Consider the following 17,888-nt stretch of genomic DNA (forward strand, 5'->3'; position numbering starts at 1 on the left):
CCCCCCCCCCCCCCCCGCGTGGGCTCCGCCCTGACCCCCACCCCCCCCCCCCCGGGGGGGGGGGGGCGCCCCCCCGGCGCCCCGCGCCCCCCCCACAACCACATGCTCGGCGGTCCGCCGTAGGGTGGGCGCATGATCAAGGGCGTGGGGATCGACGTCGTGGACGTCGCGCGGTTCATGGAGACCCTGGAGCGCACGCCCCGGCTCCGGGAGAAGCTGTTCACCCCCGCCGAGCGCGACCTGCCGCCCGCGTCCCTCGCCGCGCGGTTCGCCGCGAAGGAGGCGATCGCCAAGGCGCTCGGTGCGCCCGCAGGCATGCGGTGGCACGACGCGACGGTGCACCGCGTCGTCGGCGGGCCCCCGGAGGTCGAGATCACCGGCACCGTCGCGGCCCGGGCCGACGCGCTCGGCATCACGTCGTGGCACCTGAGCATCTCGCACGACGCCGGCATCGCCTCGGCCATGGTCGTCGCCGAAGGCTGACGCACCACCCGCCGAGCATGCGGTCGTCGCCTGTCGAAGCGGCTGGACGGGCGGTCGGCGCACGGTGGGCGAGCGATAGTCGGTCGTCCACAGGCCGGTCGTCGCGGTCACCCTCCACAGCGCGCCTCCCGGGACCGACGGCGAGCGCTCCTCGTGCGGTGGGGTGGCACCCGTGCGTCGTGCCCAGCTCCCCCCGACCCTCCTCGCCGTCGCGGCGGGCCAGGGTGGCGTCGTCTCCGTCGCGCAGGCCCGCGACCACGGCCTGAGCGACAAGGACGTCGCCGGCCTGGTACGCCGTGGGACCGTCGTGCGCGTGACGCGCGGCGTCTACGACGTCGGCGCCGTCCCGCTCGCCGGGCGGTCGTGGGACGCGCGTCGGCTCCGCGCCGCATGGGTGGGGCTGCTCGCGTTCGGTGACGACGCGGTCGCGGTCGGGCCGTGCGCCCTCGTCCTCCACGGTGTGCGGGGGCTCCCTCCGACGGTGCGACCCGAGGCCGCGGTCCCCCGAGGGCGGAATCGGCGGGACCGCGACGGGATCGCGCTGCGCCAGTTCGACGCGGGCATGACGACCACGGAGCTCGCGGGCCGGCGCGTCGCGACGCTCGACTGGGCGCTCGCGCAGGCCGTCCCGGAGCTTCCGCGCGGTCACGCCCTGGCCGTGCTCGACTCGGCTCTCCACCAGGGCCTTGCGGACGCGGACGGCCTGCGGCGTGCGCACGAGCACGCGCGCGGGAGGCGCGGCGTCGCCCGTCGTCACGTCGTGTGGGGGCTCGCCGACGCCCGGGCCGAGTCGCCGCTCGAGTCGTTCGCCCGCCTCGACTGCGTCGACGAGGGGGTGCCGCCGCACACGCTGCAGCTCCCCGTGCACGACCACGGGGGTCGGGTCGTGGCGCGCGGGGACATGGCCTGGCGCTACCGCGACGGTCGGTGGCTCGTCGCGGAGCTCGACGGGCGGGACGTCCACGACACCCCGGATGCGGTGTTCGCCGACCGGGCGCGGCAGAACCGGCTCGTCGCGACGGGGCGGATCGACGTCCTGCGGTTCACCGGTCGGGACGTCGGCACGATCGGCCGCACGGTCCGTGCTGCGCTGCACCGGTGACGACCATGCGCTTGCCTCCCGCCGAGCATGCGGTTGTCGCTCGTCAGGAGGTCTCGACGAGCGACAACCGCATGTTCGGCGCTGGGCGTGGGGCGGCGGGTCAGGCCTGGAGGGCCGGGATCACCTGGCGCTGGAAGAGCTCGAGCTGGTCGCGGTCGGTCGCGGCGAACGGGAAGTAGCCGATCGCGTAGCCGAGGCCCTGGTCGCGCAGGCCCGTGAGCGTCTCGACGATCTGCTCCGGCGTCCCGACGAGCGGGCCGCTGCGCCACGACGCGATGTTGTCGTCCGCCTTCTCGGGGAACCAGCGGCGCGCGTGCTCCTCGATCCGGGCCAGGCGGTCCGCGACGTCGCGCTCGGTCTCGCCGATGACGACGTTGTAGTTCGCCGACCGCGTGATCTCGCCGAAGTCGCGGCCCAGGTCGCGGCAGTGCTGCTCGAGCACGGCGGACTTGTGGGCGAAGCCATCGGGCGATCCGTCGAAGTTCGTGTACTGGGCGTGCTGCGCCGCGATGCGCAGCGTCTTCTTCTCGCCGCCGCCCGCGATCCACAGGGGGATGCTCGGCACGGCGCCCTCGCCGTCCACGACGACCCGCTGCAGGGGCTGCGGGTAGCAGAGCGCGCCGTCCACCTGGTAGCGCCGGCCCTCGAACGTGCCCGACGAGCCCGTGCGCCACATGCGCGCCATGATCTGCACGCCCTCGTCGAGCGCGCGCAGGCGCTCGCCCGCGCCGGGGAACCCGTACCCGTAGGCGCGCCACTCGTGCTCGTACCAGCCCGCGCCGATGCCCATCTCGAGGCGGCCGCCCGAGACGTGGTCGACCGTCGCGGCGACCTTCGCGAGGTAGGTCGGCTCGCGGTACGCCATGCACGTGCACATCTGGCCGAGGCGCACGCGCTGCGACGCCGCGGCGAACGCCGCCATGAGCGTCCACGCCTCGTGCGTCGCCTCGGCGCTCGGGGTGGGGGTGGTGTGGAAGTGGTCGTAGACCCACACGCCGTCCCACGCGAACTCGCCGCCCGGCAGGGGCTCGCCCGCCGCGGCGTTGTCGGCGTAGTGCAGCAGGGAGAGCATCGTCTTCCAGTGGTCCTCGGGCGCGACGTCGACGAGGTCGTAGCGCCAGCCCTGCGGGATGAAGAGTCCGAATCGCATGCTCGTCACCCTATGCGGGTCCGCGCGGCCCGCAGCGCGCCCGCGGGAACCGTCTCAGCCCTCGGCGGTCGGGCGCCCGGGCCCGGGACGCCGCGCGCAGGCGACCTCGGCGCCCGGTGGGCAGGATGAGGTCATGATCGAAGCCTGGTCCGTCGCCGACGTGCGCGCCGCGGAGGAGCCGTTGCTCGCCGCGGGGGTCCCGCTCATGGAGCGCGCGTCGTTCGCGCTCGCGACCGTCATCGCGCGCGACCTCGCCCGACGGCGGTCGGTCGCCCTGCCCGACGGCGGTCGCCGCGACGGGCGCGTGACGGGCGCGCGGGCGGTCCTGCTCGTCGGGTCGGGCAACAACGGCGGGGACACGTTGCACGCGGGCGCGTACCTCGCGCGGCGCGGGGTGGACGTGCTCGCCGTGCTGACGGGGGAGCACGCGCACGTCGGCGGCCTCCAGGCGCTGCGGGCGGCGGGCGGGCGCGTCGAGGTGCTCGTCGGCAGCCCCGACGACGCGTCGCGAACGGAACGGTCGCACGACCATCTCGACCCGCACGTCGCCGACCGCGTCGCCGCGCAGGTCGCGCGCGCCGACGTCGTGCTCGACGGACTCGTGGGCATCGGGGCGCGGGGGGCGCTGCGGGGCGTCGCGGCGGACCTCGTGCGACGCCTGGGCGCGGTGCTCGACGACGGCCCCGGACCGGGCGAGCCCGGCCGCCCGTGGGTGGTCGCGGTGGACGCGCCGAGCGGCATCGGCGTGGACGACGGCACGGTGCCCGGGCCGGTGCTGCGGGCGGACCGCACGGTGACGTTCGGTGCGGCCAAGCCGGGGCTGCTCCTGCCGCCCGCGACGCACCTCGCGGGGCACGGCGCCGTCGTCGACATCGGGCTGCGGCTCGGCGCACCCGCCCGGGACCACGCATCCGGGGACGCACGCGCCGGCGCGGCCGCGGGGAACGGCGCACCCGCCCGGGCCGACGTGTCCGCGACGCCGGTCGTGCGCCGGCTCGAGCCCGCGGACGTCGCCGCCCTGTGGTCCGTGCCGGGGGCGACGGACCACAAGTACACGCGCGGCGTCGTCGGGGTCGTGGCGGGGACCCCGACGTTCCCGGGCGCGGCGGTGCTCACCGCGACCGCCGCGGTGCGCACGGGGCCGGGCATGGTGCGCTACCGGGGGCCCGACGACGTGACGCGCGCGGTCCTCGCGGCCCGCCCCGAGGTGGTGCCCGCCGCGGGCCGGGTGCAGTCCTGGGTGCTGGGGCCGGGCGTCCCGCCGGTCCCCGGCCCGGACGACGACCCGGTCGACGACGGCGGCCAGCACGAGCGCGTCCGGTACGCGCTCTCGGCCGCGACGGGCGAGCTCTCGGCCGGTGTCGTGGGCGGGCGCGTGCCGGTGGTCGTCGACGCGGGCGCGCTGTCGCTCGTGCCGGACCGGTGCCCTCCGTGGGTCGTGCTCACGCCGCACGCCGGGGAGCTCGCGACGCTCCTGCGGGAGCGCGGCGACGACGTGACGCGGACCGACGTCGAGGCCGAGCCGCTGCGCTGGGCACGCCGCGCGCACGAGGCCACCGGCGCGACGGTGCTGCTCAAGGGGTCGGCGACGGTCGTCGTCGGGCCCGACGGCGCGTGGTCCCAGGCGGACGCGCCCGCGTGGCTCGCGACGGCGGGCGCGGGCGACGTCCTCGCCGGCATCCTCGGCACGGTGCTCGCGGCGCACGCGGAGCGGGTCGTGCACGAGCCGGGGCTCGCGGCGCGGCTCGCGGCTGCGGCGGCCGTCGTGCACGGGCTCGCGGCCGAGCGCGCGAACCCGGGCGGTCCCGTCGCGGCGCTCGACGTCGCGGACGCGGTCCCCGCGGTGGTCGCCGCGCTGCTCGCCGCGCGCTGACCGCCGCCCACCATGCGGTGACCGCCCGTCCGGCCGCTCCGACGGGCGGTAGCCGCATGCTCGGCGGGTCGGGGCGGCGCCGCCGGTACCGTGGTGGCGTGGTCCCCCTCCCCGTGCGCGACGGCCTCAACCCGACGCGCCTCGTGCTCCCGCACGACGCCGAGAGCGTCGCGCGGTTCGCGCGCACGCTCGACTACGTGCGCCACCGCTTCCCGGACGACGCCGCGCGTCTCGCCGAGAAGGTCGCGGCGGGCGAGGTGGTCGACGGCCGCGGGCGACCCGTGGACGCGCGCACGCCCTACGAGCCGCGCGGGTTCGTGTTCCTCTACCGGGACCCGCCGGTCGAGCCGGAGGTGCCGTTCGAGGTCCGGGTGCTGCACCGCGACCGGGACCTCCTGGTGGTCGACAAGCCGCACTTCCTCGCGACGATCCCGCGCGGGTCGTACGTGGCGCGGTCGGTGCTCGTGCGGCTGCGCCGCGACCTCGACCTGCCCGACCTGAGCCCCGCGCACCGGCTCGACCGGGTGACCGCGGGCGTCCTGCTGCTCACCCTGCGACCGCAGGTGCGCGGCGCGTACCAGGAGCTCTTCGCGCGGCGCGAGGTGCGCAAGACGTACGAGGCGGTCGCGCCGTGGGACCCGGCGCTCGACCTTCCCGCGACGGTGCGCAGCCGCATCGTCAAGCGGCGTGGCGTCATGCGCGCCGAGGAGGTCGACGGCGAGCCCAACGCGCAGAGCCGCGTCGACGTCGTCGAGGCCGACCCGGCCCGCGGCCTCGCGCGCTACCGGCTGGAGCCGCACAGCGGCAAGACGCACCAGCTCCGGCTGCACATGGCGCGGCTCGGCGTGCCGATCGTGCACGACAACTTCTACCCCGAGCCGTACGACGTCGCGCCGGACGACTACTCGCGCCCGCTCCAGCTCGTGTCGCGCTCGCTCGCGTTCACCGACCCGCTCACCGGGCGCGAGCGGCGGTTCGAGACGGACCGCGTGCTCGACGCCTGGTGAGCGCGGACCTCACAGGTCGAGGGCGACCCCGGGCGTCGGGACGCGCAGGAGCCCCGCCAGGCCGGCGTCGGCGAGGGCGCGCTCGACGTCGGCGACCGACTCGCTGAAGTGCGCCCACCCCTCGGCGTGCACGGGCACGACGAGGCGGGGCCGCAGCAGCCGCGCGACCTCGGCGACCCCGGCGCCGTCGAGCGTGAGCGCCGCGCCGTCGAGGATCGCGGGGACGCGTGCGGCGCCCGCGTGGACGATCGCGACGTCGACGGGACCGAGCCGGTCGGGGACGTCGGCGACGAGCTCCGGCGCCGCGTTGTCGCCCGACAGGTAGACGCGGGGGAGCCCGGCGCCGTCGAGCACGAACCCGGTGACGTCGCCGAGCACGCGCTCGGCGCCCCGGGGGCCGTGGCGCGCGGGGACGCCCGTGACGCGCAGCGTGCCGCCGTCCGGCCGCGGCACGTCGACGCTCTGCCACGGCGCGAGCCCGACGACGCCCGGGACCTCGGGCGCCAGACGCTCGGCCCCCGCGCGTGTGGTGAGCACGTGCGGGACGCCCGGCAGGAGGGCGCGACCGCTGAGGTCGAGGTTGTCGACGTGCTGGTCGTGCGAGACGAGCGCGACGTCGAGCGGCCCGAGCGCGTCGGGGGCGACGGCGGGCCCGCGCAGGCGCGTGCTCGTGCCGCCGCCGGGGCGCGGGTAGTCGCGGGGCGCGTCGAACCCGGGGTCGGAGACGATCGTCAGGCCGCCGAGGCGGAGCAGGAGCGCCGGCCCGCCCACGTGGAGCAGGGTCGGCCCGGCGTGCGCGGGGTCGGTCGCCCCGGGGGCGCCCGAGGTCCCGGGCCGGGGTGCGGGGTGCGGTGCGGTGGTCATGGGTCGAGCCTCGCGCTCCGTCCGGCCCGCGACCAGTGACCCGGAGGTCGATGATCGGTAGGATCGGGCCATGAGCACGACCGCTCCCGCCGCCACCCGGACGCGCCCGGAGCGGGTCGCCGTCGTGGCGTTCGACGGCATCAGCCCGTTCCACCTCGCCGTCCCCAGCCTCGTCCTCGGGTCCGAGGCGGTCGTCGCCGGCCCGGAGCACGCGCCCGGGTACGGCGTCGTGGTGTGCGCGCCGACGCCTGGCCGCCTCGCGACGTCCGCGGGGTTCGCGCTGCACGTCGACCAGGGGCTCGAGGCCCTCGGCGACGCGGGGACCGTCGTGCTCCCGAGCTGGCACCCCGACGTCGCGCCGCCCCGAGCGCTCCTCGACGCGGTCCGGGCCGCGCACGAGCGGGGCGCGCGCGTCGTCGGCCTGTGCCTGGGCGCCTTCCTCGTCGCGGCGAGCGGCGTGGCGGACGGGCGCGAGGTCGCGACGCACTGGCACGCCGCGGACCGCCTCGCCCGGGACCAGCCCGGCGTCACCGTCCGCAGCGACGTGCTGTGGGTCGACCACGGCGACGTCGTCACGTCCGCCGGGACCGCGGCCGCGCTCGACTGCTGCCTGCACCTCGTGCGCCGCGACTACGGCGCGCGCGTCGCGGCCCGGGTCGCCCGCGCGCTCGTGCTCGCGCCGCACCGCACCGGCGGGCAGGCCCAGTTCGTCCCCGCGCCGGTGCCCCCGCAGGACGCGGCCGACCCGGTCGAGGTCGCGATGGTCTGGGCCCGCGCGCACCTCGACGAGCCGGTGTCGCTGGACGCCTGGGCGCGCGCGGCCGGGACGTCGCGCCGCACGTTCACGCGGCGGTTCGCGGCGCGCACCGGGCTCAGCCCCGTGCAGTGGCTCCTCGACCAGCGGGTCGACCGCGCGCGCGAGCTCCTCGAGACGACGGACCTGCCGGTCGAGCGCGTCGCGCAGGCGGCCGGGCTCGGGTCGGCGGAGTCGCTGCGCCACCACTTCCGCACCCGGCTGGGTACCAGCCCCTCGCGCTACCGCGTCGAGTTCGGCGGCGTCCGGTGAGCGGCCCGGGCGCGGGGCGGCGACGGTGAGAGAATCGACGACCGTGAGCGACACCCGGCGCACGACCTCGCGCGGCACACCCGCCGGCGCACCCCGTACCGACCCGCCCGGCGAGCACGACCCGGACGGGCCGGACCCCCGCACGTACCCGGCGCGCGCCGTCGTCGACCTCGAGGCGGTCCGCGACAACGTGCGCGCCCTGGCCGGGGCGGCGCCGTCGGCGGCGGTGATGGCCGTCGTCAAGGCCGACGCGTACGGGCACGGGCTCGTCCCGAGCGCGCTCGGGGCGCTCGCGGGCGGGGCGACGTGGCTCGGCACGGCCCAGCCCGGCGAGGCCCTCGCCCTGCGCGCCGCGGGCATCGGCCCGGACCGGGCGCGGATCCTCACGTGGCTGTACGCGCCGGGCGCGGCGCTGCGCGACCTCGTCGAGGCGGACGTCGACGTGTCGGTCGCCGCGCGCTGGGCGGTCGACGAGGTCGTCGCCGCGGCGCGCGCCGCGGGCCGGACCGCGCGCGTGCACCTGGCCGTCGACACGGGCCTCGGCCGCAACGGGATCATGCCCGCCGACCTGCCCGACGTGCTCGACGCCGTCGCGCGCGCCCGGGCCGAGGGCGCCGTCCAGGTCGTCGGCATGTGGTCGCACCTCGCGTTCGCCGACGAGCCCGGCCACCCGACCGTCGCGGCGCAGGCCGACGTGCTCGACGACGCCGTCCGGCGCGCCGAGCGCGCGGGCGTCGGGCCCGAGCTGCGCCACCTCGCGAACTCCGCGGCGACGCTCACCGCGCCGCGCACGCACTACGACCTCGTGCGTCCGGGGCTCGCGGTCTGGGGCCTGACGCCCGTCCCGCAGCTCGGCCCGCCGTCCCGGTACGGGCTGCGCCCCGCGATGACGCTCGAGGCGCGCCTCGCGACCGTCAAGCGCGTGCCGGGCGGGCACGGGGTCTCCTACTCGCACCACTACACGACGCCGCGCGACACGACGCTCGGCGTCGTCCCGCTCGGGTACGGCGACGGCATCCCGCGCCACGCGTCGGGCGGCGGCCCGGCCGGGACGCCGGGCGGTCCCGTGCTCGTCGGCGCGCGCCCCGGCGCACCCGGCGGGCGGGTCCTGCGCGTCGCGGGCCGCGTCTGCATGGACCAGCTCGTGCTCGACCTCGGCCCCGGCGCGACCGAGCGCGCGGGCGACGTCGTCACGCTGTTCGGCGCGGGCGACGGCGTCGAGCACGACGGCGTCCCCACCGCCGAGGACTGGGCGCAGGCCGCCGGCACCATCAGCTACGAGATCACGACGCGCCTCGGCGGGCGCGTGCCGCGCGAGCACGTGGGCGTCCACGTGCTCGACGACGGCGCGCGCGCGATCCTGGCGGGCCACCGGAGCACGGAAAGGACGGTCCGCGCATGAGCGACGACCCTACCCCCTCGACCCGCCCGGACGGCGTCGTCGTCCTCGCCGACGCGGACGCGACCCGCGCGTTCGGCCGTGCGCTCGCCGCGGTGCTGCGCGCGGGCGACCTCGTGATCCTCACGGGCGACCTCGGGGCCGGCAAGACGACGCTCACGCAGGGGATCGGGGCCGGGCTCGGCGTGCGGGGCCAGGTCGCGTCGCCGACGTTCATCGTCGCGCGCGAGCACCCGTCGCTCGTCGGCGGGCCCGCCCTCGTGCACGTGGACGCCTACCGGCTCGGGTCGCTCGACGAGGTCGACGCGCTCGACCTCGACTCGAGCCTCGAGGAGTCCGTGACCGTGGTCGAGTGGGGCAGCGGGCTCGTCGAGGCGCTCGCGGGCGACCGGCTCGAGATCGTCCTCGAGCGCCCCCGCGGCGCCGACGACGCGGGCGACGACGCGGACGACGACGCCCCCGAGGCGGGGGAGCGGCGCGTGACCGTGCGCGGCGTCGGGGCGCGCTGGGCGGACCTCGACGTCGCCGCGCTCGCGGGCTGAGCGGGCCGCCGCGCCGCCGTAGGCTGGGACCGTGCCAGTTCTCGCGCTCGACACCTCCGCCTCGGTCACCGTCGCCGTCGTCGCCGACGACGGCGCCCGTCTTGCCCGCCGCGACGCGCCCGAGCGCCGGCGGCACGCCGAGGCGCTCGCGCCCCTCGTCGAGGAGGCGCTCGCCGAGGCGGGCGTCGACCGGCGCGACCTCACGGCCGTCGCCGTCGGCACGGGCCCGGCGCCGTTCACCGGACTCCGCGTGGGGCTCGTGACGGCGCGCGCGCTCGGCTTCGCGCTCGGCGTGCCCGTCCTCGGCGTCCCGAGCCTCGACGCGGTCGCCGCGCAGGCCGTGAGCGACCTCGGCCTCGAGCCCGACGACGAGGTGCTCGTCGCCACCGACGCGCGCCGCCGCGAGGTGTACTGGGCGCGGTACCGCGTCGTCGCGCACGAGGGCCCGCACGCCGTCCCCGTCCTCGAGACCGTCGCGGGCCCCGACGTCGGACCGGCCGCCGCGGCCGCGGAGCACGCCGCGGGCGCCGTCGTCGTGGGCGAGGGCGCCGAGCTCTACCCGGACGTGCTCGACGCCGTCGACGACGCACCGCTCGTGCCCGACGCCGCGGTGCTCGCCCGGCTCGCCGTCGCTCGTCGGGAGGCAGGCGCGGACCAGCCGACGGAGCCGCTCTACCTGCGGCGCCCGGACGTGCACGAGGCGGCCGCGCGCAAGCGCGCGAGCGACGGCGGCGCCGTCCCGGTCGAGGCGGAGCGGGCCCGATGAGCGCGCGCCGCTACGAGATCCGCCTGCGCCCGCTCAGGGCGGCGGACCTCGACCGGGTCGTCGAGCTCGAGCGCGAGCTGTTCGGGCGGGGCGCGTGGACGTACGGGATGCTCGCCGACGAGCTCGCGGGCCTCGGCCGCTGGTACGTCGCGGCCGAGCCGGTGCGCCTGTACGCCGCCGGGCCGCAGCCTCTCGTCGGCTACGCCGGCCTGTGGTACGACGGCGACGTCACGCAGGTCATGACGATCGGCGTCGACCCCGCCTTCCAGCACCAGGGCGTCGGCTCGACGCTGCTCGAGGCCCTGATCGAGCGCTCGCGAGAGCTCGGCGCGAGCGCCGTGCTGCTCGAGGTGCGGGTCGACAACGACCCGGCGCTCGCGCTCTACGCGAAGTACGGGTTCGAGCAGCTCGGCATCCGCAAGCGCTACTACCAGCCCGAGGACGTCGACGCGTACACCATGCGGCTCGAGCTCGGAGCGACCGCGCCGTCCGACGAGCCGGACGCCCCGGACCACGGCACCGCGACCGAGACCGGCGTCGTCGCGTGACCGGCGCGCCGCTCGTCCGCGAGCCGGGCGAGGACCTCGACGCCGCGCGCCGCGAGCGCGTGCTCGTCGGCGCGCAGGCGCTGGCCGCGGCGCTCGCGGGCGACGCGCCGCCCGTCGTGCTGGACGTCCGGTGGGCGCTCGGCGTCACCGACGGCCGCGAGCAGCACCGCGCGGCGCACGTCCCGGGCGCGGTGTACGTCGACCTCGAGACCGAGCTCGCGGCGCCGCCGTCGCCCGCCGCGGGGCGCCACCCGCTGCCCGCCCCTGGCGACCTCCAGGCCGCGGCACGGCGCTGGGGCGTGCGCGCCGACCGTCCGGTCGTCGTCTACGACGCCGTGGGTGGCACCTCCGCGGCGCGCGCGTGGTGGCTGCTGCGCTGGGCGGGCCACGACGACGTGCGGATCCTCGACGGCGGTCTGCCCGCGTGGCGCGCCGCAGGGCTCCCGCTCGAGGAGGGCGAGGTGCGGCCCGAGCCGGGCGACGTCGTCGTCACCCCGGGCGGCATGCCCGTCCTGGACGCCGACGGCGCGGCCGACCTCGCGGCGTCGGGCGTGCTGCTCGACGCGCGCGCGGGCGAGCGTTACCGGGGCGAGGTCGAGCCGGTGGACCCGCGCGCCGGGCACGTGCCGGGCGCGGTGAGCGCGCCGACGACCGAGAACCTCGCCGACGACGGCGCGTTCCTCGACACGAGCGCGCTGCGCGAGCGGTTCGCCGGGCTCGGCGCGCTGCCCCGGGCGACGCCCGACGGCGCGCGCCCTGCCGTGGGCGTGTACTGCGGCTCGGGCGTCACCGCGGCGCACGAGGTCGCGGCGCTCGCGACGCTCGGCGTCGACGCGGCGCTCTACGCGGGCTCGTGGTCGCAGTGGTCGAACGACCCGGCGCGGCCTGCCGCGACCTGACGTCCCGGCGCGCGACGGCGCGCGCCGTCGCGACGCGACGAGGCGGCACCCCTGCGGGGGTGCCGCCTCGCGTCGGACGGTGACGGACGGGACTCAGAGGACCTCGGCGACCTGGTGGAAGTCGAGGCGGGCCTGGCGCGGGAAGTGCGCGCCCTCGTCGGCGGGGTAGCCCGCGTTGATCGCGACGAGCGTGCGCCAGCCGGAGTCGCCGAAGAACTCGGCGTCGATCCCGGCGGCGTCGAAGCCCGTCATGGGGCCGACGGACAGGCCGGCGGCGCGCAGCCCGACGATGAGGTAGCCGATCTGGATGAGGGCGTTCGTACGGGCCATGCCCTCGCGCAGCTCGGTCTGCGGGTCGAGCTGGTCCGCCAGGCCCTCGCGGAACGGCGCGAGCGTGGGGAGGTGCCGGTGGAACGCGGGGTCGGCGGCGGCGATGATCGTCACCGGCGCGGCGAGCGTCTTGTCGCGGTTGAAGTCCGCCATGTGCGCGCCGAGGCGCTGCTTCGCCTCGGGGGTGCGGACCACGAGCAGCCGCAGCGGGAGGGTGTTCATCGACGTCGGCGCCCAGCGGACGAGGTCCCAGGCCGCCTGGATCTGCGTGTCGGTGACGGGCTCGTCGGAGAAGGCGTGGGTCGTGTGCGCCTCGCGGAACAGCCGGTCCGCGGTCTCGGCGTCGATCGCCAGCAGGTCGCCCGGCCCGCTCGTCGCGGTCGAGGACTCGATGAGGGTGTCGGTGGTCATGCCGCGCTCAACAGTTGAGGCTTGAATCATCTTCCCGGCAGACGGTGTGACGTGCGCGACGCCGCGCGGAGGCCCCCGCGCGCCCGACTACCCTGGAGGCCATGGTCCCCACCGCCCCCGCGAGCGCCGGCGAGCCCCTCGTCCTCGGCATCGAGACGTCCTGCGACGAGACCGGCGTCGCGCTGGTCCGCGGCCGCGAGCTGCTGGTCGACACGGTCGCGAGCTCCATGGACGAGCACGCGCGGTACGGCGGGATCATCCCCGAGGTCGCGTCGCGCGCCCACCTGGAGGCGATGATCCCCACGCTCGAGCGCACGCTCGGCACGGCCGACGTCGACCTGTCCGAGGTGGACGCGATCGCCGTGACCGCCGGTCCCGGCCTCGTCGGTCCGCTCACCATCGGCGCGGCGGCGGCGAAGGCCCTCGCGCTCGCGCTCGGCAAGCCGCTCTACGGCGTCAACCACGTCATCGGCCACGCGGCCGTCGACGAGCTCGTGCACGGCGCGTTCCCCGAGCGCGTCATGGCGCTCGTCGTGTCCGGCGGGCACAGCTCGCTCCTGCTGGTCGACGACGTCGCGACGGCGGTGACCGAGCTCGGCTCCACGCTCGACGACGCCGCGGGCGAGGCGTTCGACAAGGTCGGGCGCCTGCTCGGCCTGCCGTACCCCGGGGGCCCGCACATCGACCGCCTCGCGCGCGAGGGCGACCCCACGGCGATCCGGTTCCCCCGCGGTCTCACGGCGCGCAAGGACCAGGAGAAGCACGCGTACGACTTCTCGTTCTCCGGGCTCAAGACGGCCGTCGCGCGGTGGGTCGAGGCGCGCCAGGACGCGGGGGAGGAGATCCCCGTGCACGACGTCGCGGCGTCCTTCGCGGAGTCCGTCGCCGACGTGCTCACCGCCAAGACGATCGCGGCGTGCGAGCGGCACGGCGTCTCGACCCTCGTCGTCGGTGGCGGGTTCAGCGCGAACTCCCAGCTGCGCGACATGGCCGCCACGCGCTGCGCCGAGGCCGGCATCGAGCTCCGCATCCCGCCGATCCGGTACTGCACGGACAACGGCGCGATGATCGCCGCGCTCGGGTCCGCCGTCGTGCGGGCGGGCGTCGCGCCGTCGCGCCTCGACATCGGCGTCGACTCGTCGATGCCGCTCACCGTGACGCACGTGTGATCGGGCACGTCGAGCCGGGGCTCACGTCCGACGAGGCGCTGCGCCGCGCGGACGCGTGGGCGCGCGCCGCGGCCGGGGCGGTCGGTCACGAGCGCGCACGCGCCGAGCACGCCGCCGCGTACTGGGCGGCGCAGCACCGGGCGCTCCTCGCCGCCGCGCCGTCGTACGGCACACCCCCGCCCGGCACGTCCGCGCACTCCGCGACGCCGCACACCGCGCCTCCGCACGCGGCGGCGCCGCACACCTCCGCCCCGTACGGCGCGGCCCCGGTCGCCACCGCCTCGTACGGCGGCCCCTCCGCCGCGACCGACGTCACGCCCCGCGACGCGCCCTCGCCGGCGTGGCAGCCGGCACCGCTCGCGTCGTCGTACGGGACGCTCCCGTACGAGCCGCCGCGCCGCCGTCGTGGCCGTGCCGGGCGGCTGGCCATGATCGCCGTCGTGCTCGTCGTGTCCGTCGGCGTCTCCGTCGTGACGAACGTGCGCGAGCGGGCGGTGCAGGACGGCAGCGTCCTGCCCACCGCGCACGAGGGCGCGGTCCCGCCGCCCACCGTCTGGGACGACCCGAGCCCCGACGCGGCGCCGTCGCCGTCCGGGCTGGAGGCCGCGTGGAAGGCCGGCGAGCACGCGGAGCCGCTGCCCGACCCCGTCCCGGGCACCGCCCCGGAGACGCCGTTCCTGCCCGCCTACCCGGACCCCGCCGAGTGGCTCGTCGCCCTCAACCCGGAGAACGCGGGCGTGCGCGTCGTCGTCACCGACGACCCGGGGCTCAACTGCGGCATGGCGCACGTCGCGGAGCACGACGCGTGGGAGACCGGCGCGGCGGGCTGCTTCCAGCCCGCGCACCCGACCGTGCTCTTCGTGTGGTGGGGCGACGACGCCGACGCGCGGACGAAGCAGCTCGTGCTCGCCCACGAGCTCTCGCACATGCTCCAGTGGTGGCACGAGTTCGACCTGCTGCAGTCCGCCGTCGACTCCGGGCTCGCCGAGGACGAGGAGTGGCAGCACGCCGTCGAGACCGACGCGACGTGCCGCGTCCTGTCGTGGGGCGGGTACTCCGAGACGGCCGCGGACCGCACCTCGTCGCCGTGCGACACGGACGACTGGTCGCCCACGTGGCTCGCCGAGCGCGCGGCCGCGCTCGGCGTCGTCGTGCGCGACTACTGACGCGCGCACCCGCGGGCCGGGTGCGGCAGCCGTCCGCCGCTCAGAGCGGTCGGCCCGCCCGCATCTCCGCGACGAGCGAGCGCACGACGGCGTCCAGCTCGCCCCCGTTGCGGCGCGCGACCGCGCGCTGGCGCTGGTAGGACGCGCCGCGACGCACGATCGTGCGCACGCCGTCGAGCTCGTCGAGGCACCCGAGGCGCGCGGCGACCGGCTCGAGCTCGACGAGCAGGCGGCCGACGGCGTCGGTCACGAGCTCCTCGTTGCCCTCGCGGTCGAGGATGATGATCGCGTCCATCCCGTACCGCGCCGAGCGCCACTTGTTCTCCTGCGCGAACCACGGCGGGATGCTCGGGAGCTCGCGGCCCTCGTCGAGCATCGTGGAGAAGTGCTCGACGAGGCAGTGCGTGAGCGCCGCGAGCGCGAGGAGCTCGGCGACGTTCGTCACGCCGTCGCAGATGCGCGTCTCGAGCGTGCCGAACTGCGGGGCGGGGCGCAGGTCCCAGCGGATCTCGTCGAACGCGTCGATCACGCCGGTGTGCAGCATGTCCGCGACGTAGCCCTCGAGCTCCTCCCACGTCGCGAACTGGAACGGCAGCCCCGCCGTGGGGAGCTGCTGGAACATGAGTGCGCGGTTCGACGCGTACCCCGTGTCCTTGCCGCCCCAGAACGGCGAGCTCGCGGAGAGCGACTGGAGGTGGGCGAACGTCGTGAGCATGGCGCGCTGGATCGGCAGCACCTTGGCGCGGTCCTCGATGCCGACATGCACGTGCACGCCGTAGATGAGCATCTGCCGGCCCCACCACTGGGTCCGGTCGATGAGCGTGGTGTACCGCTGCTTGTCCGTGACCTTCTGCTGCGCCCAGCGCGCGAACGGGTGCGTGCCCGCGCTCATGAGCTCGACGCGCAGCGGGTCGGTCACGGCGCGCAGCTCCTCGATCGAGCGCTGCAGGTCGCGACCCGCCTCCCCGACGGTGCGGCACACGCCGCTGACGACCTCGACCGTGTTGAGCAAGAGCTCCTGCTTGATCGACGGGTGCGCGCCCCCGCTCGCCGGCTGCACGGCGTCGAGGACGGTCTGCGCGACCTGGCGCAGGTCGCCGGAGTCGGCGTCGACGAGCGCGAGCTCCCACTCGAGCCCGACCGTCGAGCGCTCCGAGCGCGCGAACGGGATCGGGGTGCGCCGGGGGAGCGCGGCGCTCATCGGGGGCCGTCCTGGCGGGCGTCGTCGCCGGGTGGTGCCTCGAGCGGCTCGACGACGAGCACCTGCTGGGAGCCGCCCACGCGCGTGAGCACGATCGTGGCGCTCGCGTCGCCCGAGAGCGCGAGCTGACGTCGCAGCTGCTCGGGCGTCACGGCGGTGCCGCGCTTCTTGATCGTCAGGCGGCCCACGCCGCGCGCGCGGAGGTAGGCGCGCAGGCGCTTGAGCCCGAACGGCATGGTGTCGAGAACGCGGTACCCGCGCGCGAGGCCGTCCGCGAGGCCCGTCGCGTCGAGCGGCGCGGGGGAGTCGGTCGTCACGTACGCGATCGTCCGGTCGAGCAGGCGCCCGCCCAGCGCGCGGGCGGCGTGGCCGACGAGCCCCGCCCGGATCACGGCGCCGTCGGGCTCGTAGAGGTACTGCCCGACGGCGCCCACGTCGGGCGCGACGTCCTCGTCGCCGGGGCGGTGCGCGAGCCGGCGGGTCGTGGTGCGCTCGGTCCCGTCGGGCCCGGTCCGCGACGACAGGACGAGCGCCGAGCGACCGGGTCCCTCGGGCGCGAGCGGGCCGAACCACAGCCCGGCCTCGACGACGTCGCCGTCGACCGAGACCCACTCCGTCTCGGCGTCGTCGGGCAGTCCTTGGTGCGGGATCCCGGGGCCGACCTTGATGCCGACGGCCGGGACGCGCTCGCGCAGCGCCCACACGGCGTCGAGCGGCGGGGCCCAGGCCGACGGGTCGAAGACGCGGCGGCCGCCGCGCGTGCGCCGTGCCGGGTCGGCGTACACGCCCTCGACCCGCTCGCCCTCGAGGTCGAGCTCGAGCCCGTCGCCGTGCCGCACCTCGGCCTCGGGGAAGTGGCGCAGGTTGACGGTCGCGATCGCGGCGGTGAGCTCGTCGACGTCGGTCGCGAGCACCTCGAGCTCTGCGGCGGCGAACGCGAGCGCGTCGACCCCGATCCCGCTCGTGAGGTCGGCGACGCGCCGGATCCCGGCCTCCTGGTAGCGCCGCGCGTGCAGGCCGGCGACGACGAGACGGCTCGCCTGCTCCAGCCCCGCCTGCGTGAAGAGCATGCCGTCGGCGAACGCGCCGAGCTTGCCGCGCGCCGCGGCGCGCAGGCGCGACTGGGTGAGCGCCGCGGCGGCGAGGTCGGGGTCGACGCCCTTGGCACGCAGTCCCGCCGCGAGCACGAGCGCCTGCTGCTCGTCGTACGGCGGCAGCGCGCCCAGCAGCGCCCAGCCCTCGGGGCTGAGCAGCTTGGTCAGCGTGGCGGCGTCCATGTCGACGATCCTTCCACGGAGGACGGGGACCACGCGCAGCCGAGCGCGTCCGCGTCCGAGGGGCGGACGTTGGCACTCGCCTTGACCGAGTGCTAACCGCGACCTAGATTTGAGACGTGCCGCAGCCGTCCGCGGAGGCGGCACCACGTGCGACCAGGCTGTCCGGCACCCGCGACGACGGCCAGCCGGTGCGCGCGACCCATCCGTTGCAGTTCTCACCGCGAAAGGGGAGGTCCGACGTGTCGGTCCCCATCAAGCCGCTCGAGGACCGGATCGTCGTGAAGGCCCTCGAGGCCGAGACCACGACCGCATCCGGCCTGGTCATCCCGGACACCGCCAAGGAGAAGCCCCAGGAGGGCGAGGTCCTGGCCGTCGGTCCGGGCCGTGTCGACGACAACGGCAACCGCGTCCCGCTCGACGTGACGGTCGGCGACAAGGTCATCTACAGCAAGTACGGCGGCACCGAGGTCAAGTACGGCGGCGAGGACTACCTCGTCCTGTCCGCGCGCGACATCCTCGCCGTGGTGGTGGGGGGACCCCCCCCCCTGCCCCCCCCCGGGCCCCCCCCCGCCCGGGGGGGGGGCGGGGGTGGTGCCGGGGGGGGGGCCCCCCCCCCGGCCCCCGGGGGGGGGGGG

17 protein-coding genes and 1 pseudogene are annotated in these 17,888 nt (G+C 77.1%); 13 read left to right on the plus strand and 5 right to left on the minus strand.

The window, feature by feature from the left end:
* Nucleotides 1–132: 132 nt before the first annotated feature.
* Both GYH36_RS16815 and GYH36_RS16820 read left to right on the plus strand, forming a co-directional pair.
* On the plus strand, nucleotides 133–483 hold the full coding sequence (locus tag GYH36_RS16815; RefSeq protein ID WP_024840344.1) for a holo-ACP synthase: 351 nt from the start codon (nucleotides 133–135) through the stop codon (nucleotides 481–483).
* A 172-nt stretch (nucleotides 484–655) separates the two neighbouring features.
* The gene (locus GYH36_RS16820) at nucleotides 656–1,585 is read left to right on the plus strand and encodes a type IV toxin-antitoxin system AbiEi family antitoxin domain-containing protein (protein WP_162290439.1); all 930 of its coding nucleotides are present in this window, start codon (nucleotides 656–658) and stop codon (nucleotides 1,583–1,585) included.
* Nucleotides 1,586–1,685: 100 nt separating this feature from the next.
* Here GYH36_RS16820 and GYH36_RS16825 read toward each other — a convergent pair whose 3' ends face one another.
* On the minus strand, nucleotides 1,686–2,735 hold the full coding sequence (locus GYH36_RS16825; RefSeq protein ID WP_115943553.1) for a TIGR03560 family F420-dependent LLM class oxidoreductase: 1,050 nt from the start codon (nucleotides 2,733–2,735) through the stop codon (nucleotides 1,686–1,688).
* A gap of 133 nt (nucleotides 2,736–2,868) precedes the next feature.
* Between GYH36_RS16825 and GYH36_RS16830 the strand changes: the two genes are divergently transcribed.
* Both GYH36_RS16830 and GYH36_RS16835 read left to right on the plus strand, forming a co-directional pair.
* Nucleotides 2,869–4,608 (plus strand): bifunctional ADP-dependent NAD(P)H-hydrate dehydratase/NAD(P)H-hydrate epimerase, encoded by a 1,740-nt coding sequence (locus tag GYH36_RS16830; protein ID WP_162290440.1) that lies wholly within the window; start codon nucleotides 2,869–2,871, stop codon nucleotides 4,606–4,608.
* A gap of 98 nt (nucleotides 4,609–4,706) precedes the next feature.
* Nucleotides 4,707–5,615 (plus strand): pseudouridine synthase, encoded by a 909-nt coding sequence (locus GYH36_RS16835; RefSeq protein ID WP_024840348.1) that lies wholly within the window; start codon nucleotides 4,707–4,709, stop codon nucleotides 5,613–5,615.
* 9 nt (nucleotides 5,616–5,624) lie between these two features.
* Here GYH36_RS16835 and GYH36_RS16840 read toward each other — a convergent pair whose 3' ends face one another.
* On the minus strand, nucleotides 5,625–6,479 hold the full coding sequence (locus GYH36_RS16840; RefSeq protein ID WP_162290441.1) for an MBL fold metallo-hydrolase: 855 nt from the start codon (nucleotides 6,477–6,479) through the stop codon (nucleotides 5,625–5,627).
* A gap of 70 nt (nucleotides 6,480–6,549) precedes the next feature.
* Between GYH36_RS16840 and GYH36_RS16845 the strand changes: the two genes are divergently transcribed.
* The 6 genes from GYH36_RS16845 (at nucleotide 6,550) to GYH36_RS16870 (ending at nucleotide 11,699) form a co-directional block, all read left to right on the plus strand.
* Nucleotides 6,550–7,545 carry a GlxA family transcriptional regulator gene (locus tag GYH36_RS16845; RefSeq protein WP_162290442.1) on the plus strand — a complete coding sequence of 332 codons (996 nt, stop codon included), beginning with the start codon at nucleotides 6,550–6,552 and terminating at the stop codon, nucleotides 7,543–7,545.
* Between the two features lie 190 nt (nucleotides 7,546–7,735).
* Entirely contained in the window at nucleotides 7,736–8,947 is a 1,212-nt protein-coding gene (gene alr, locus GYH36_RS16850) for an alanine racemase (protein WP_051471609.1), read from the plus strand.
* Entirely contained in the window at nucleotides 8,944–9,486 is a 543-nt protein-coding gene (gene tsaE, locus GYH36_RS16855; protein ID WP_024840352.1) for a tRNA (adenosine(37)-N6)-threonylcarbamoyltransferase complex ATPase subunit type 1 TsaE, read from the plus strand. Before alr ends, tsaE begins: the two co-directional genes overlap by 4 nt.
* Nucleotides 9,487–9,517: 31 nt before the next feature.
* Complete coding sequence (gene tsaB / locus GYH36_RS16860) at nucleotides 9,518–10,252, plus strand: tRNA (adenosine(37)-N6)-threonylcarbamoyltransferase complex dimerization subunit type 1 TsaB (protein WP_162290443.1); 735 nt, start codon at nucleotides 9,518–9,520, stop codon at nucleotides 10,250–10,252.
* On the plus strand, nucleotides 10,249–10,800 hold the full coding sequence (gene rimI / locus GYH36_RS16865; RefSeq protein ID WP_024840354.1) for a ribosomal protein S18-alanine N-acetyltransferase: 552 nt from the start codon (nucleotides 10,249–10,251) through the stop codon (nucleotides 10,798–10,800). The genes tsaB and rimI overlap by 4 nt, the downstream gene beginning before the upstream one ends.
* Nucleotides 10,797–11,699 carry a sulfurtransferase gene (locus GYH36_RS16870; RefSeq protein WP_162290444.1) on the plus strand — a complete coding sequence of 301 codons (903 nt, stop codon included), beginning with the start codon at nucleotides 10,797–10,799 and terminating at the stop codon, nucleotides 11,697–11,699. The genes rimI and GYH36_RS16870 overlap by 4 nt, the downstream gene beginning before the upstream one ends.
* Before the next feature lie 93 nt (nucleotides 11,700–11,792).
* Here GYH36_RS16870 and GYH36_RS16875 read toward each other — a convergent pair whose 3' ends face one another.
* Complete coding sequence (locus GYH36_RS16875) at nucleotides 11,793–12,440, minus strand: malonic semialdehyde reductase (RefSeq protein ID WP_162290445.1); 648 nt, start codon at nucleotides 12,438–12,440, stop codon at nucleotides 11,793–11,795.
* 101 nt (nucleotides 12,441–12,541) lie between these two features.
* On the opposite strand from GYH36_RS16875, the gene tsaD reads away from it, so the two are divergent.
* Nucleotides 12,542–13,609, plus strand: coding sequence for a tRNA (adenosine(37)-N6)-threonylcarbamoyltransferase complex transferase subunit TsaD (tsaD, locus tag GYH36_RS16880; protein ID WP_162290446.1), 1,068 nt, complete (start codon nucleotides 12,542–12,544; stop codon nucleotides 13,607–13,609).
* Nucleotides 13,606–14,775: a hypothetical protein gene (locus GYH36_RS16885; RefSeq protein ID WP_162290447.1), complete on the plus strand. Its 1,170-nt coding sequence runs from the start codon at nucleotides 13,606–13,608 to the stop codon at nucleotides 14,773–14,775. The genes tsaD and GYH36_RS16885 overlap by 4 nt, the downstream gene beginning before the upstream one ends.
* Nucleotides 14,776–14,815: 40 nt before the next feature.
* On the opposite strand, the gene GYH36_RS16890 is transcribed toward GYH36_RS16885, so the two are convergent.
* Together GYH36_RS16890 and GYH36_RS16895 are read right to left on the minus strand one after the other, a co-directional pair.
* A complete protein-coding gene (locus tag GYH36_RS16890) occupies nucleotides 14,816–15,976 on the minus strand; it encodes a glutamate--cysteine ligase (RefSeq protein ID WP_162290448.1) in 1,161 nt (386 codons plus the stop codon).
* Complete coding sequence (locus GYH36_RS16895; protein ID WP_162290449.1) at nucleotides 15,973–17,253, minus strand: class I SAM-dependent methyltransferase; 1,281 nt, start codon at nucleotides 17,251–17,253, stop codon at nucleotides 15,973–15,975. Before GYH36_RS16895 ends, GYH36_RS16890 begins: the two co-directional genes overlap by 4 nt.
* Nucleotides 17,254–17,492: 239 nt before the next feature.
* Between GYH36_RS16895 and groES the strand changes: the two are divergent.
* Nucleotides 17,493–17,783 (plus strand): annotated as a pseudogene (groES, locus tag GYH36_RS16900) (co-chaperone GroES); the annotation flags it as partial.
* Nucleotides 17,784–17,888: the final 105 nt, after the last annotated feature.

It is taken from the genome of Cellulosimicrobium composti, from assembly GCF_010287905.1.
Lineage (GTDB): Bacteria > Actinomycetota > Actinomycetes > Actinomycetales > Cellulomonadaceae > Cellulosimicrobium > Cellulosimicrobium composti.